General features: G+C 61.9%; 13 protein-coding genes and 1 CRISPR repeat array. Of the genes, 5 read left to right on the forward strand and 8 right to left on the reverse strand.

Annotated elements, in window-relative coordinates; translation table 11 throughout:
* Nucleotides 1-91: 91 nt before the first annotated feature.
* Nucleotides 92-904 (reverse strand): DUF1206 domain-containing protein, encoded by an 813-nt coding sequence (locus tag BSY17_RS02830; protein WP_083216996.1) that lies wholly within the window; start codon nt 902-904, stop codon nt 92-94.
* Nucleotides 905-992: 88 nt separating this feature from the next.
* Nucleotides 993-1,763: an N-formylglutamate amidohydrolase gene (locus BSY17_RS02835; RefSeq protein WP_069064261.1), complete on the reverse strand. Its 771-nt coding sequence runs from the start codon at nt 1,761-1,763 to the stop codon at nt 993-995.
* Between the two features lie 14 nt (nt 1,764-1,777).
* Here BSY17_RS02835 and BSY17_RS02840 point away from each other — a divergent pair, with 14 nt between their 5' ends.
* The 5 genes from BSY17_RS02840 to BSY17_RS21810 all read left to right on the forward strand — a co-directional run bounded on the left by BSY17_RS02840 (nt 1,778) and on the right by BSY17_RS21810 (nt 7,705).
* Nucleotides 1,778-2,707, forward strand: coding sequence for a transglutaminase family protein (locus BSY17_RS02840; protein ID WP_069064262.1), 930 nt, complete (start codon nt 1,778-1,780; stop codon nt 2,705-2,707).
* 15 nt (nt 2,708-2,722) lie between these two features.
* Entirely contained in the window at nt 2,723-3,538 is an 816-nt protein-coding gene (locus BSY17_RS02845) for a transglutaminase-like domain-containing protein (RefSeq protein WP_069064263.1), read from the forward strand.
* Between the two features lie 111 nt (nt 3,539-3,649).
* Nucleotides 3,650-5,536: a molecular chaperone HtpG gene (gene htpG, locus BSY17_RS02850; protein WP_069064494.1), complete on the forward strand. Its 1,887-nt coding sequence runs from the start codon at nt 3,650-3,652 to the stop codon at nt 5,534-5,536.
* A 64-nt stretch (nt 5,537-5,600) separates the two neighbouring features.
* Entirely contained in the window at nt 5,601-6,476 is an 876-nt protein-coding gene (locus BSY17_RS02855; RefSeq protein WP_069064264.1) for a Rossmann-like and DUF2520 domain-containing protein, read from the forward strand.
* A gap of 125 nt (nt 6,477-6,601) precedes the next feature.
* Nucleotides 6,602-7,705, forward strand: coding sequence for a hypothetical protein (locus tag BSY17_RS21810; RefSeq protein WP_237236125.1), 1,104 nt, complete (start codon nt 6,602-6,604; stop codon nt 7,703-7,705).
* Between the two features lie 234 nt (nt 7,706-7,939).
* Here BSY17_RS21810 and BSY17_RS02865 read toward each other — a convergent pair whose 3' ends face one another.
* From BSY17_RS02865 to BSY17_RS02890, 6 genes are all read right to left on the reverse strand, one after another.
* On the reverse strand, nt 7,940-8,881 hold the full coding sequence (locus tag BSY17_RS02865) for an IS110 family transposase (RefSeq protein WP_006966739.1): 942 nt from the start codon (nt 8,879-8,881) through the stop codon (nt 7,940-7,942).
* A 250-nt stretch (nt 8,882-9,131) separates the two neighbouring features.
* Nucleotides 9,132-9,564: a CRISPR direct-repeat array (repeat unit 36 nt; unit sequence GTTGCCGCTGGACCGCGATCTCTGAGCGGTTATAAT).
* Between the two features lie 72 nt (nt 9,565-9,636).
* Complete coding sequence (gene cas2, locus BSY17_RS02870) at nt 9,637-9,927, reverse strand: CRISPR-associated endonuclease Cas2 (protein WP_237236126.1); 291 nt, start codon at nt 9,925-9,927, stop codon at nt 9,637-9,639.
* A 44-nt stretch (nt 9,928-9,971) separates the two neighbouring features.
* Nucleotides 9,972-10,202, reverse strand: a complete 231-nt coding sequence (locus BSY17_RS02875) for a hypothetical protein (protein ID WP_069064265.1) — start codon at nt 10,200-10,202, stop codon at nt 9,972-9,974.
* Nucleotides 10,180-12,486 (reverse strand): type II CRISPR RNA-guided endonuclease Cas9, encoded by a 2,307-nt coding sequence (cas9, locus tag BSY17_RS02880; RefSeq protein ID WP_237236128.1) that lies wholly within the window; start codon nt 12,484-12,486, stop codon nt 10,180-10,182. The genes BSY17_RS02875 and cas9 overlap by 23 nt, the downstream gene beginning before the upstream one ends.
* 218 nt (nt 12,487-12,704) lie before the next feature.
* The gene (locus BSY17_RS02885) at nt 12,705-13,580 is read right to left on the reverse strand and encodes an alpha/beta fold hydrolase (protein ID WP_083216997.1); all 876 of its coding nucleotides are present in this window, start codon (nt 13,578-13,580) and stop codon (nt 12,705-12,707) included.
* 2 nt (nt 13,581-13,582) lie between these two features.
* Entirely contained in the window at nt 13,583-14,428 is an 846-nt protein-coding gene (locus tag BSY17_RS02890) for an SDR family NAD(P)-dependent oxidoreductase (protein ID WP_069064496.1), read from the reverse strand.
* Nucleotides 14,429-14,562: the final 134 nt, after the last annotated feature.

A 14,562-nucleotide genomic window follows, 5' to 3' on the forward strand; every position in this document is an offset into this window, starting at 1 on the left:
AGGGAGCCGGTTGTTTCAGAAACGATTTGACCGTGATTTTGGTCCATGAATCGCTGTTCATACGGCCGGACATGGGCCAAAATCGGGCGGTTCATCGCAGGAAATCCGGCTTGGCGACCCGCATCCGGCGATAGCGCGCTTCGATGAGGCTAAAGACCCCGAACAGCCCCAGGCCAAAGGCCACGACGCTCAAAATGATGGTGCCTTCCTCCTGCGCCCGCAACTGTTTGAGGGCTTCGCCCAGACCACCCGCCTGATCAGGATCATGGTTCAGTGCGGCCGAAATTATGAACCAGCCGATCAGCGCGAATATCAATGCGCGTGCGGCATAACCACAGCGTCCGATCCAGCGCACATAGTCGGGGGCGGGGGTATCGCCATCCAGTTCGCGAAACTCCGCCTTATAGGCTTTGATCGCTTGCGTCGCGGCAACCGCAAAGAGAACCAGGCCAACCAGTACTAGAAGGACCACGCCGCCCGGCTGTGACAAAAGCCAAGCGGACCAGCTTTCGGCGCTCGCGTCGCCGGGACTGCCCTCCTGCGCCGATGTCTGACGCAAGGCCAGGCGCGCGGCGGCGACCGCCAGGATGACATGGGAAATGCCGCTCATGGCATAGCCCACCCGCTTGAATTTACCTTTGAGCGTCCGGCTGCAATTTTCCGGGTCCATCGCCGCTTCGGTCAATCGCCATATCGCATAGCCGGCAAACCCCAGCGCGCAGATGGCCAGCAGCACATGGCCCAGCGGCGCATCGACCATGCTGCCCAGCGCACCTTGATTATCCTTCACCTCGCCACCCGTCGACGCGACGTCCAGCGCAAACCAGCCGATCAGGATATAGACGAGCCCGCGCGCCGCAAAGCCGATGCGCGCGAATAGGGTCATACGGTCACTATAAGTCATGAGGCCTCCTGTCGGGGAGGCTAATGCGCGGTAAGTGCGGACGTTCCCTTGGAATCTTTTTCCATGGCTGGGTCTGTCAGGCGGAACGCTAAGCGATGGCCCCTTGTGCCGCGCTGGTAATACGCTCAGCCCATAGCGCCTGCCCCCCGGCGTCCTGGATCAGGTCTTGCCGCACCTCGATTTCCGCATAGCGCAACCCGTTGGGGAAAGCATGAAAGGGCACCGTATAGTCGGTGGCATCCATCGCATAGGGCTCATTGTCGCCAACGACGACACCCGCAATCGACTGCAACTGATCAAGCATCGACAGCGCGAAATCCGTCCGCCCCTGCCAATGCAATATGCCGATATCCCAGGGACGGACATCACCGTTCAGCACCGGGGTAAAACTATGCAACGACAACAGGATCGTCTCGCGCCCGGCGGCCGTTCGGGCCGCGATCAGGTCCGCCATCGCCTGATGATAGGGTCGGTGGATCGCTCTCACCCGCTCTGCCTTCTCCGCCATGTCCAAGTCGGCATTGCCGCCAATCACGGTGCCATCGGATAAAGCGGGTATCGCCTCGGCGTGCGCCGGGTCACGATTGCAATCGATAACCAGACGCGAATAGCTCTGATGCAGAAAAGGCGCATCCAGCCGCCGCGCCAAAGCACGACCAAGGCCGTAAACCCCGATATCGATCGCGATGTGCCGCCCCCGATCGGCCGCACTCAATCCCATATCCCCCAGCGCCCCCGGAATAGCCGCTCCCGCATGATCGCCGATCAGCAGGAACGGGGAGCCGCCTTCTGCGTTGAACAGCCCGAACGGCAACGGATCGCCCGGACCCAATAGATTTTCTGCCGTGCGCCCGGCCATCAGGACATGACCCTATGCCGTTGCTCACCATCCGACACAGCACCATCTATCACTATCAGCAGCCGGTATCCCTGGGTGAACATCGCATCATGATGCGCCCTCGCGAGGCATTTGACCAGCGCTTGCTGTCCGCGCGCCTCGACATCGATCCAGCGCCCAGCGAATTGCGCTGGCTGCACGACGTTTTCGGCAATTCGGTCGCCATCGCCACGTTCAAGGCGCGCGCCGCGCAATTGGTCGTCAATAGCGAAGCCACATTGGATCATGCCCCGCTCGCGCAAAAGCAGGTGGACGTCGAACCCTATGCGCGCCTCTTTCCTTTCACTTATTCGTCGGAAGACATGCCCGACCTGCTTCGGTCGATCGAACGGGAATATCATGATCCCGAACGCATCGTCGATAATTGGGCGCGCAGCTTCGTCAGCAATCATGGCAATACCAGCACGATCGCGCTGTTGACGGAGATCGCCACGGGCATCCAGCGCGAATTCACCTATGTCCCCCGCCATGAAAAGGGCACCCAATCGCCCATAGAAACGCTCAAGCTGCGCCAGGGCACCTGCCGCGACTTTGCCGTGTTGATGATCGAGGCGGTGCGCGCTCTGGGTTTCGCCGCGCGGTTCGTTTCGGGTTATGTGTATAATCCCTCGCGATCCGAAGATGTGGTGGGCGGCGGCAACACCCATGCCTGGGTCCGCATCTTCCTGCCCGGTTCAGGCTGGGTCGAATTTGATCCCACCAACGGCATCATCGGCAATCGCGGCCTCATCCGCGTCGCCGTCGCGCGCGATCCCTATCAGGCGCTGCCCCTGTCGGGCACATGGTTCGGCCCGCCCGGCAGCTTCCTGAACATGGATGTATCGGTTGATGTGTTGCGTGCGGACCCTAGCCTGTTTCCCTCGACCAACCATGGTGCCATCAACAGCCGACATATCGGCGCTTAAGGAAAGTACCCGTCCATGCTGATCCGCTGCGGATATGATATTGCCTTCAATACCGATGCGAAGACCGCCATGGTCGCGCTGCTGAGCGTGCATCCCTCGCGCCATCAGGATCTGCGCACGCCCCAGCGGCTGATGGCCAGCCCCGACATTCCGCTTTATCAGTTCGAAGACGGGTTCGGCAATGTCGCCACCCGCTTCGCTATCCCGCCCGGCGGCGTGACCCTGTCCTGCGATTTCGTGATCGAGGATAATGGCGAGCCCGACGTCCGCGCGCCCGATGGTCCGCAAATCCCGGTCGAGGATCTGCCCGACGCGGTGATGCCCTTCCTGCTCGGCAGCCGCTATTGCGAGACCGATCGGCTGATGGATGTCGCTTGGGGCAATTTCGCCCATTATGCCTCGGCCCGCGATCGGGTCGATGCGATCGTCGATTTCGTCCACAACCATATCGAGTTCGGCTATCATTATGCCCGTTCAGACAAGACCGCGTGGAACGGCTATCAGGAACGGCGCGGCGTATGTCGTGACTTTGCCCATCTCGCTGTCACCTTGTGCCGCTGCATGAATATCCCGGCGCGCTACTGCACCGGTTATCTGGGTGACATCGGCATCCCGCCGGTCGATGCGCCGATGGATTTCAGCGCCTGGTTCGACGTCTATATCGACGGCAACTGGTACACCTATGACGCCCGTCACAATCGCCCCCGCATCGGCCGCATCCTCATGGCGCGCGGACGCGATGCGACCGACGTCGCCCTGACCACTGCCTTTGGCCCCGCCAATCTGGTGCGGTTCGACGTCCATACCGATGAAGTGCAATCGATAGAGTAAGGGGCCAATCCACCCCGTCTCGCGTCATGAAAGGCCAAGCATCGATCTTGCAAAATGCACGACGAGCCGCCATTTGCCGCGCCGTTGACGCATTCAAAGGGTAAACCTGCCATGACGACTGAAACTGCTACCGCGCCCGAAACCCATGCTTTCGAGGCGGATGTTTCGAAGCTGCTGCGCATGATGGTGCATTCGGTCTATTCCGACCGTGACGTCTTCCTGCGCGAACTCATTTCCAACGCCGCCGATGCGTGCGAGAAGCTGCGCTATGAAGGCATCGCCATGCCCTCTCTGCTGGGCGATGACCCGCAACCGCGCATCCGTGTTCTGCTGGACGCCGACCAGAACCGCCTAACGATCGAAGATAATGGCATCGGCATGACCGCCGCCGAAATGGGCGAGACGCTGGGCACGATCGCTCGGTCGGGCACCAAGGCGTTCATGGAACGCCTGGCGGCCGAAGCGGGCAAGGAAGGTTCGCAACTGATCGGTCAGTTCGGCGTCGGTTTCTATTCCGCCTTCATGGTGGCGAGCCAGGTCGAGGTGTTTTCGCGCCGCGCCGGATCGCAGGACGCCGCCAGCTGGACCTCGGACGGGCAGGGCACCTACACCATCGCCCCGGTCGATTTGGCCGACGCCCCCACGCGTGGCACCCGCGTCGTCCTTCACCTCATGGAAGACGCCAAATCCTACGCCGAACGCTTCACGGTCGAGCGCATCATCAAGGCGCAGTCGGGCCATGTCCCGGTCCCGATCATGCTGTTCGAAAAGCCCGATGCCGATGGCGTCGACATCGCCGATGGCGCCGCACTGTGGCTCAAGCCCAAGTCCGAGATCAGCGAAGAGGATTATGCCGACTTCTATCGCAGCGTCGCCGGCCAATATGACAAGCCCGCGCACACGGTCCATTATCGCGCCGAGGGCCGCTATGAATATTCGGTCCTGACCTTCATCCCCGAAACCAAGCCGTTCGACCTGTTCGATCCGGATCGCAAGGGGCATATCAAACTCTATGTCCGTCGCGTCTTCATCACTGATGAAGCACCGATCCTGCCCCGCTATCTGCGCTTCGTACGCGGGCTGGTGGACTCCGCCGACTTGCCGCTCAACATGTCGCGCGAGATGATTCAGGACAGCCCGGTGCTGGGCGCCATCCAGAAGGGCGTGACCGGCCGTCTGCTCGGCGACCTGCAGAAGTTGGCCGATAATGACGCGGAAGCCTATCAGCGCATCTGGGAGAATTTCGGCCCCGTCCTCAAGGAAGGGCTGTACGAGGATTTCGAACGGCGCGAGGCGCTGCTTGGCCTCGCTCGGTTCAAAAGCACGACATCGGGGGAGGGCTGGCGTTCGCTCAAAGACTATGTCGCGCAGCTTAAAGAAAACCAGACCGCCATCTATTATGCGACTGGCAGTGACCTTGACCGGCTGTTCACCTCGCCGCAGCTCGAAGGCTTCCGTGCGCGCGGGATCGAAGTGCTGCTGCTGCCCGATCAGGTCGATAATTTCTGGACCACGATGGGCGTCGATTATGAAGGTAAGCCGTTCAAGTCGGTGACGCAGGGCGGCGCGGACCTGGGCCTCATCCCGCTGGTCGAAGGCGCGGACAAGCCGACCGAGCAGGAAAATGCAGCCGTCGCCGACTTCCTCGCCTTCGCCAAGACGACCCTCGCTGATGCCGTATCGGATGTGCGCGCGTCGGACCGGCTGACGACCAGCGCTGTATGCCTGGTCGCGCCCGAAAGCGGCATGGACCGGCAATTGGAAAAGCTGCTCGCCAGCGCAGGCCAGCTCCCGACGGCGGCGCTCCCCGTGCTGGAGATTAATCCGCGCCATGCCCTGATCCAGAAACTGGCGTCGAGCGACGATGCGGATGGTCTCAAGTCCGACCTCGCCCATTTGCTGCTCGACCAGGCCCGCATCGCCGATGGCGAACAACCCACCGACGCGCGCGCCTTCTCTGACCGGCTCGACCGACTGATGAGCCGCGCGGTCGGCTGACAAATGGCGATGGCCCGTCATCCATGCGATGACGGGCCATGCTTCGTGGGCTAGGGTGACAATCATGGTCAGCACATCGCCCTACCGCCGGATCGGCATCATCGGCACAGGCCGGGTGGCGTCCGCCATCGGCTGTGCGCTGGCCGCCCAATCCAACAACCCGCTCCTGATCTGGGGCCGGAACCCCACGAAATGCGCCGAGGCTGTCGGAGTCCTCGGACGGGCACAGGCAGCTGGAGATATGGCCCAGATCACCCGCGACTGCGATCTCATCATACTTGCCGTCGCGGACGATGCCCTCGCAGACATCGTCGCCGCACTGGCACAGGCCGAAGCCACCGACCGGCCACGCTTCATCTTCCACGTCAGCGGGCGCAGCGGCGCGACCATATTGGACCCACTGCGCAGCGCCACGTCGATGACGGCGGCGATCCATCCCGCCATGACCTTCACCGGCAATCCGACGAACGAAGTCAAACATATGGTCGACGCCCGCTTTGCCGTCACCGGATCGACTGAGCAAGCCAACGCAGCAGCGCTCCAGCTCGTGGCCTTGCTGGGCGGCATCATGGTGCCCATCGAAGAGGCGCAGCGGGCGCTCTATCACGCCGCTTTATGCCACGGTGCCAACCATCTGGTCACGCTGATTGCCGGTGCCTGCCAGGCACTCGCCGCCGCCGGTGTCGCCGAACCCTCGGCACTCCTCGGCCCCCTGGTACGCGCCGCGCTGGACGTCAGTCTCGATCACGGCATGGCAGGCCTCTCCGGCCCGCTGCTGCGCGGCGACGACGAAACGATCGCCAAACATCTCGCAGCGCTGGGCGAACAATGCCCTACACTCCTGCCGCCCTATAAGGCGATGGCGCTGGCAACCCTGGACGAACTGGACAGGCACAATAGCGCGCCGCGATCCACCGTCGCTTGCCGAACGCTTCTTTAAAAAGACTGATCGCAAAACTGCCCTGATTGCCGCGCACCGCCATTCCGCAGGGACTTCTACGTCATACAACCCATAGCCTGCGAAGGCCTTCCACCTATCCTTTCGCATGTTTGATAGGATACTGCATGACCCGTTGGCTGCTTCTTTCCTCTGCCGCCCTTCTCGCGATGGCAGCGATGTCGCGCGGACAGGCCGCGCCTGCGCAGGCACCTGGTTGGGATAATGCAGCGGCCGCCCGCTATCTTGAAAGTCGCCTGACCTGGTGGCGGCAATGGCCCAAATCCGAACGGGATCATGGCACGCGCTGCGTATCATGTCATACCTCGCTGCCGCATGTTCTGGCGATGCCCGCTTTGCGCGCACGATCTGGCGAACATCGACAAAGTATCGATGAAATGGCCATGTTCGATGATGTGGTAAAACGCGTTTATCTGTGGGACGCGGTCGAGCCTTTCTACCCTGATCAGACGCGCGGCGTGCCCAAATCTGCCGAATCCCGCGGCGTCGAAGCGGTCCTGAACGCTCTGATCCTCGCCACCCGCGATCAGGCACGCGGGCATTTTGGCGCGGATACGCGACAGGCCTTCGCCAACATGTGGGGCGTCCAGATGATGACGGGGGATCAAAAGGGTGGCTTCACCTGGCTCAATTTCCGCCTCGAACCCTTTGAATCGACCAGCGCGACATATTGGGGCGCGACCCTGGCGGCACTCGCTGTTGCTCGTGCGCCCGACGGCTATGCCGCAAACCCGGCCATTGGGCCACAAGTCGAAGCGCTCCGCGCCTATTTGCGTGGCGGCATCGGCGGCGGCTCGCTCTATTCTCGCTCTCTCATCCTATGGGCGGACAGCCAGCTTCATGGGGTGTTGGTGCCAGAGCAACGTACCAAAATCCTCGCGGAATTGATGGCAAACCAGCGACCGGATGGCGGCTGGAACCTGCCGAGCCTATCGACATGGCAGCGCATCGATGGAACGAGTTTGCCACAGGAAAGCGACGGCTACGCCACCGCATCGGTCGCCGTCATTCTACGAGAAACAGGCGATCCGTCCACTGCAACCGCCCTAAAGCGCGCGCAAAAATGGTTGGCCACCCATCAGGACAAAAGCGGCGCGGTTCCGGCAAAGTCGATCAACAAGGATCGGCAACCCGGCACCGACGCCTATCTATTCATGACCGACGCGGCCACGGGTCTGGCAGGATTGGCCATGCAACCAAAGCAGCCATAGACACAGCTGGACCGCGATCTCTGAGCGGTTATAATGCAATCGCGGCGTCAATGGTATTCGAAGAGTTGCCGCTGGACCGCGATCTCTGAGCGGTTATAATCTCGCGCTTCACGCACGCCAACTATGCCCTGTTGCCGCTGGACCGCGATCTCTGAGCGGTTATAATCAAAGCGTCGATCGGCGGTGGATCTGCAATGTTGCCGCTGGACCGCGATCTCTGAGTATCCGTGATGGTCAAGCGCATGCTGTGGTCCAGAGACGATCTGCCCTGAGTAGCGCATTTGCGGTGACGATGAGCTTTCGCATGATGGCTGTGATGGCGATTTTGGCGGGTTTTCCGGCAGCGATGAGCTGCTGGTATTTGGCCTTGAGGTTTGGATTGAATCGGGCGGCGACCAGAGCAGGCATGTAGAGAGCCTGTCGGACATTGGCCCTACCGCCGCGGATGAAGCTTTTGCCTTTCCATTGGCCGGACTGGCGCGCGACCGGGGCAAGTCCGGCGAGCGAGGCAGCCTGCTTGTTATCGAGCGATCCGAGTTCGGGCATGGTGGCGATGATCTGGTTGGCGGTGAGTGTGCCGAGGCCAGCGATGCTGGTGAGAATGTGGTGGCGCCGGACGAGCTTTTCATCTGCGGCAATGACGGCCGCGATTTCAGCGTCGAGCGCAGCGATGTGGCGAGCGATCTGTTCGAGCCGTTGGCTGCACTGGCGCTTAAGCAGCGTGACGGTGAGGTTCTTTTCGCGGTTTTTGAGCGCGGTGCGATCACGCACCAGACCATCGCGGGCGTTGACGAGTTCGGCCAACTGGTTCTGCTGCGGGCTTCGGGCGGGCCTGACCGGGGGTTTCAGCGTCACCGCCATCCGTGCGAGCAGCCTGGCGTCGATGCGATCGGTCTTGGCGAGCGTGCCCGTCGCCTGGGCGAAGCGCCTTGCCCGTTCCGGGTTGAGCTTGACGCAGGGCATATGGCCGAGCGCGACCTCCAGCGCGCGGTGGTAGATGCCGGTAGCCTCATAGGCGATCCGCTCGACCTCCCATTGCCCGGCCCATGCGATCAGGGTCTTGTGGCCCTTGGTGGTGTTGGGGAACTGGCGCTCGATCCCGATGGGATGGACATAGCAGTCCAACGTCGCTTTGGAGATGTCGATGCCGATGGTTTGTGGTAGAGAGTTGCTCATCTTTTTCGCTGTCCCATGCTTGTCATCCGGGCCTTGAAAGCCCCGGTATCCGTTCGGGCCTGATGAAAAAGAAAGGGGCGATCCTACTCTAACCCGGTCCCTTCACGACCAGCGGTTTTGCGATCCGTCCCCTTCCGTCCGGTCCGGGGTGGCCACCCCGGACCGGACATCGCATCCTGACCCGAACGGACCACAAAGTCATAAGACAAGCGGTTATAATTAGAGGATGCGGCTGATACTCTGAGCCAGAGTTGCCGCTGGACCGCGATCTCTGAGCGGTTATAATGCGAATATCTGCGCGCTCCCCGGCCTTTATGTTGCCGCTGGACCGCGATCTCTGAGCGGTTATAATACAACGCCCCGCCGGGCACGAAGCCAGACAGTTGCCGCTGGACCGCGATCTCTGAGCGGTTATAATGCTGAAGATGATGACGACGACATTGATGACGTTGCCGCTGGACCGCGATCTCTGAGCGGTTATAATAACGGATGTTTGATTGACAGTTCGGCGAGCGTTGCCGCTGGACCGCGATCTCTGAGCGGTTATAATTGACGATCGGCGGCTGGGCGGGCGCTTTTTCGTTGCCGCTGGACCGCGATCTCTGAGCGGTTATAATACGCCGACCGAAGCACCGATGGTCATTGCGGTTGCCGCTGGACCGCGATCTCTGAGCGGTTATAATAGATCCGTCGTTATCGCATTGAAAACCAAAGCGATAACGACGGATCGACCGCCTTCAAAACGACCCGAATCGCTAAAATAAAGCCAGCTGATCGGGGTTTTTCCGCTGCCGCCTGCGCCGTTGCCCTGAAAATCGCACGATATTCTCATATTGCCGGTCCGTGAAACTGAGGATGTGGACATCGCCATTATCGGGGAGCTTCGCTTCGACTCGCCGCATGTAGGTTTCAAACTGCTCCTTGCCGTTGCAGAAACGAGCATAGACGGAAAACTGGCTTTTCTCAAAGCCTTCGTCCAGCAGGAACTCGCGAAATTTGGTCGCGGCACGGGCCTGCTCCTTGGTGCCCACGGGCAGGTCGAACATCACGAAAATCCACATCAGGCGATATCCGCTTAGTTGGTTCGCGCTCACGGGAGTAGCGCGTCGAGCCCGGCCAGTTCCAGCGTAGAAGGCGGGACCGGAAGAATGATGTCGGTCGCCAGCCCGCTTTGAAACGCCCGCGCCAGGCTTTGGGCAGCCCGATTGGCTGCGCCTGCCACCGTCGTCGTGCCGTCCGCTCCAGGCAGGTCGAGCGCGATCAGCCCGGTAAAGGCGCGCTTGGCTTCGGGCGTCACCCTATCGATGCCGCGCGCCGCCATCCGCACCGCCGCCGAAATTATGGTCGGGCAACAGGTCGTTGAGGCCGAGCTTGCGCCGCACCATCTCGGTCAGGCGGCCGGGCGAAACCCAGATATGGCCGGTCCCTTCACCCTTGTCGGGATAGAGCGTCGCCAGATATTCGCGCGACAGCCGGGCGAGATATTGGGTATCGACCAGATGGCGCGCCAGAAAACCGCCGTCATCCTTGAACTTCTCCATCGCGTCCGGCTCGAACCGCCAGCGCTTGTTGCGCGGCAATTGCGCGGCGCGCGCGGCAATCTCTTCCCAGCGGGCGCTATGCCCCCACGCTTCATAGGGGGACCGTTTGCGCTTCTCCCGATTGGCCTCGCGGGTGCAGACGATCTTGTTGCCATTGCTGTCGTCCAACGTCGCGGTGAAGGGCAAGATATGATCGACCTCGACCGCAGCGGAAAACAGCATGTCGATGGAAATCTGCACGCCGCTATAGATGCACCGCCGGTCCAGTACATTGGCGGGGTTCAGTTCTTCCCATAATTTCAGCAAGGCCCGGTTCGCACCGGTATCAGGCTTGCCGATCGCCAGCAGCTTTTCTGACCTTTTCTCCGCGTCCAGCCGATTGCTGTTATTCTCCTTATTGATCCGCTTCTTGTCCTCATCCGTCAGCTTCAGTTCGCGCGCCAGCTCGATCGCGATTTCGGCGGGCGGGCCATAGGCGCGGATCAGCCGGTTGACGATCCGCCGCAACTGATTGAGCCCGATATGGACGGTGGGATTGGTCAGTCGACCAACGCGCATTTCATCCGAATCGGACGGATCTCCCGTCCCCGGCATGATGTGCCGCTCCAGCGCCACGCCATAATAGGGCAATTGCGGTCGCCCCTCTTCGTCCTCGAAGACCTCGCCCGTGCGCCGGTCGCTATGATGGCCCAGGCCCGCCGCCGTGACCGCTTCGCTATATACCAGCACTCGACCATCCTTCTCGCCGTCGCGCAGCGCGTCGATCAGCTTGCGTGTCGCGGTCTCGCCGAACCGACCATAGCCCTGCGGCAACGGCGCATTGGTGACGGCCCGCGTCTGTTCCGGCGTCAACGCATAACGCTCGGCCAGCCAAGAGCGAAAAGCGTCATCCTGCGCATCGCTTTCGACATCGCCCAGCCGCTCGATCACCGCCCACTGCTCTTCGATCGACAAATGGACCCAGCGATTGCCGAAGCGCGTCTTGCTTCCTATCACCGCCGCAACCTCATCGCCTTTCAACTCAGTACGGTTTTCGCTCTCCTTGTTGAACCGCGCATCGGGGTCCAGCTTCAACGTCTTGCGCAGGCTTTCGAAACTAACCTTGTTGCGATCCTTGAGCTTGAGGAACAGCGTATCGCGTTCCTCGCGCGTCAGACGCTGCGCCACCTCACCGGGTCGCACGATCATCAGCGCATTAAGTTCTTCCAGCAAGCGGCGGCGCTGGAACAAGGGATGCGCCTTGGGCAGCCGCCGGTCACCCGCGATCAGCGTACACATGCCGATCTGCGGTGCTTTTAAGGGGCGCTGGTAAAAGACGATCTCGAACAGGCGCTCATACACGTCGTCAGTCAGCACGTCGGGATGATGCGCCGCTTGCGCCTCCCAAATGGCCGCAAATTCCTCCTCCAGCAGGTCGCGGCCAGGGTAAAAATCATACCCATCGCCCTTGGCGTCTTCGCCACTTTCAGGGCGCAGTCGCGTCCGCACTGGGGGAATCGCATTGGCGTCCGTCGCACTGGCGCGGCGTTGGTGCAACCACTCGCCATAGGTGCGAGCGCCATTCTCGGCCATGGCCTCGCGCGCACGATCGACGCCGATGGCGATCTTGCCCGCATCGTCATCCGCCTTCCGATCGGCCTTCCGGTTGGATTTGAAACCGCGCCGCTGGTTGAGATGAAAGAGCGCCCGGCCCAATTCATGCAGCGACAGCGCCTCATCCAGCGCCCGTGCGCGGAGCGCATAGGGATCGAGCGCCGCCAGCGCCTTGCGCTCACTTTCATCTTCCGGGAACAACCCGTCAGCCACGAGATATTTGAGCAAGGCCCGCTGCCGCTGCTGAAAGCGATCCCGCCGCCGCCGCATCGCCCGCGCATCGCGCCGGTCCACCGCGAGCGAGGCCCCGGACTTGGGATCACGGCCATCGCTGAAAATCCGCGAACCGGCGGCCAGAATGCCGATCGGCTTGCCATCGGTCGGCGCATCGAGTTCGATTGCCGCCCAACCCAGCGAATTGGCCCCCAGGTCAGCGCCCAAGCGCCAATATATATGCTTTTTGCCTGTCATGACCATCCACCCCCAGAAGAGAAAATCCAATGGGCCAAGTTACTTGGTTAAGGTCAAGGCAAATTCTGCGCCGAAATGGGTCTGTCGATCATTGTCACTATTGACGGCGGTTGGTGCCTGTGCGAACTTGAAGCCTCAGAGATCGCGGTCTGGCAGTTAACAAGTGTCAGTACGCACCAGATAAGGGCGACGCTCCGGCGTCGCCTTTTTTGTGCGCGTTACCCGTCAGCCTGCGCTGATCCTTCCACCTGCCGATCGGCAAAGCGGAACACCGCATCGTTGAACGCATCATTCGCATCGCCCGCCACCATATGGTGCGCGCCGTCGATATGCACATAGTCGGCATGCGGCACCATCTCTAGGAAAGCCCGCGCCCCTTCCTCGGTCACGATCCGGCTGCGCCCGCCCCGTATCAGCAGTGTCGGTATCGTCAGCGCCCGCGCCGCCGTCTCCAGCACGGTCGGTCCTTCCGCCTCCTGCTTGGCATCCACGCCCATCGTCATGAAGGCCGGGTCCCAATGCCAATACCAGCGCGCGCCGCGTTGCCGCAAATTCTTCGCCAGTCCCCGGCTGCTCTGCGGCTTGTCACGATGCGGCAGATAGGCCGAAACCGCCGCTGCCGCCTCCTCGATCGAGGCAAAGCCGTCCGACCCGGCGTTCATGAAGGCGATCACCTCATTCGCCCCCTCCATGTCCACCGTTGCGGTGATATCCACCAACACCAGCGCTCTGATCGCGGCGGGATCGGCGGCGGCCACGATCATGCCCACGATCCCACCCAGCGACGCCCCCACCACCACCGGGGGTCGGTCCAATTGCGCCAGCACCGCGCGCAAATCATCGGCAAAGACGGTCAGGTCATAGCGTCCATCGGGCGACCATCCGCTGTCGCCATGCCCGCGCAAATCCATGGATAGCGCGCGAAACCCGTGGCGCCCCGCCTCGACCAGCGCCTTGCCCCAGCTTTGCCGCGTCTGCCCGCTGCCATGCAGGAACAGGATGGGCTGGCCATCCACCGGCCCGGTGACGTCCGCGGCCAGGTCTACGTCCGCCCCCCGCAATGTCTGTCTTTCGATCGCGCTCATGCCAGCCATTGTTACGCCTTTATCGCTGCTCGGAAATCCTCATTCTTCAGGAACAGCGACGTATTGTCCGCGCCCAGATGCGTCCATTTGAGGTTCAGCCCGCCATCCACCAAGATCGTCTGCCCAGTGATATAGCTCGACAGGTCGGACAATAAGAAGGCGATGGCACCCGCCTGTTCCTCCGGCCGGGCGCGCCGCCCCATGGCGATCGCCGCCTGATCCCGCGCCACATCCGCGTCGATATAGGCGCCCGATCCCGGCGTGATCGTCATGCCCGGCGCAACCGTATTGACGCGGATATTGTCGAGCGCCAGCTCGGTCGCCAACGTGCGGGTCGCCGCGACGATCGCCGCTTTCGCCGTGCCATAGGCGATGTGATAGGGCGCGCTGTTCATCCCGCTGATCGATGAAACCCCCACGATCGCCCCCGGATTGCCCCGTGCCCGCAATTCCCGCGCCACCGCCTGGCTCATGAAGAACATCGTCTCCAGATTCTGCTCGAACAAAGCGCGCCAGTCCGCCCGCGTCACCCGCTCGGCGCGCATCCAGGTTTGCGGCGCGGCCCCGCCTGCCACATTGGCCAGGCCATGGAGCGTGCCAGGGGCCGCCACCGCCGCCTCCATCACCTTCGCCACGCCCTCGTCCGTCCCGACATCGGCGATCACCGGCACGATCGCCAACCCTTGCGCAATCAGCGGCGCGATATGCGCATCGAACTTGGCCTGGGTTCGCCCAGCGGCAATCACGGTCGCGCCCGCCTGCGCCAGCATCTTCGTCGTCGCGGTGCCGATGCCGCCGCCCGCAGCGCCCGTGACGATGATCGTCCGGCCGGTGAAATCCATCAATTGCTGCGCCATGTCCAACATCCTCATCCCGCTTTTTACGCGCTCAACCTAGCCCGCGCGGCCAAGCCCTAAACAGAGGGCCCAGCGAAACATCGCTCCGGCGCTAACCACGCAGGCCGCATTGCAAATGAACAGGGTTGTTGATT

The organism is Sphingobium sp. RAC03 (genome assembly GCF_001713415.1).
GTDB lineage: Bacteria > Pseudomonadota > Alphaproteobacteria > Sphingomonadales > Sphingomonadaceae > Sphingobium.

Coding starts and splice junctions, on each gene's coding strand:
- BSY17_RS02885 (WP_083216997.1), bottom strand. CDS start 13,580: ATGGCTGGCATGAGCGCGATCGAAAGACAGACATTGCGGGGGGCGGAC.
- BSY17_RS02845 (WP_069064263.1), top strand. CDS start 2,723: ATGCTGATCCGCTGCGGATATGATATTGCCTTCAATACCGATGCGAAG.
- BSY17_RS02855 (WP_069064264.1), top strand. CDS start 5,601: ATGGTCAGCACATCGCCCTACCGCCGGATCGGCATCATCGGCACAGGC.
- BSY17_RS02865 (WP_006966739.1), bottom strand. CDS start 8,881: ATGAGCAACTCTCTACCACAAACCATCGGCATCGACATCTCCAAAGCG.
- htpG (WP_069064494.1), top strand. CDS start 3,650: ATGACGACTGAAACTGCTACCGCGCCCGAAACCCATGCTTTCGAGGCG.
- BSY17_RS02890 (WP_069064496.1), bottom strand. CDS start 14,428: ATGGCGCAGCAATTGATGGATTTCACCGGCCGGACGATCATCGTCACG.
- BSY17_RS02875 (WP_069064265.1), bottom strand. CDS start 10,202: ATGGCGGCGCGCGGCATCGATAGGGTGACGCCCGAAGCCAAGCGCGCC.
- cas9 (WP_237236128.1), bottom strand. CDS start 12,486: ATGACAGGCAAAAAGCATATATATTGGCGCTTGGGCGCTGACCTGGGG.
- BSY17_RS02835 (WP_069064261.1), bottom strand. CDS start 1,763: ATGGCCGGGCGCACGGCAGAAAATCTATTGGGTCCGGGCGATCCGTTG.
- BSY17_RS21810 (WP_237236125.1), top strand. CDS start 6,602: ATGACCCGTTGGCTGCTTCTTTCCTCTGCCGCCCTTCTCGCGATGGCA.
- cas2 (WP_237236126.1), bottom strand. CDS start 9,927: ATGTTCGACCTGCCCGTGGGCACCAAGGAGCAGGCCCGTGCCGCGACC.
- BSY17_RS02830 (WP_083216996.1), bottom strand. CDS start 904: ATGACTTATAGTGACCGTATGACCCTATTCGCGCGCATCGGCTTTGCG.
- BSY17_RS02840 (WP_069064262.1), top strand. CDS start 1,778: ATGCCGTTGCTCACCATCCGACACAGCACCATCTATCACTATCAGCAG.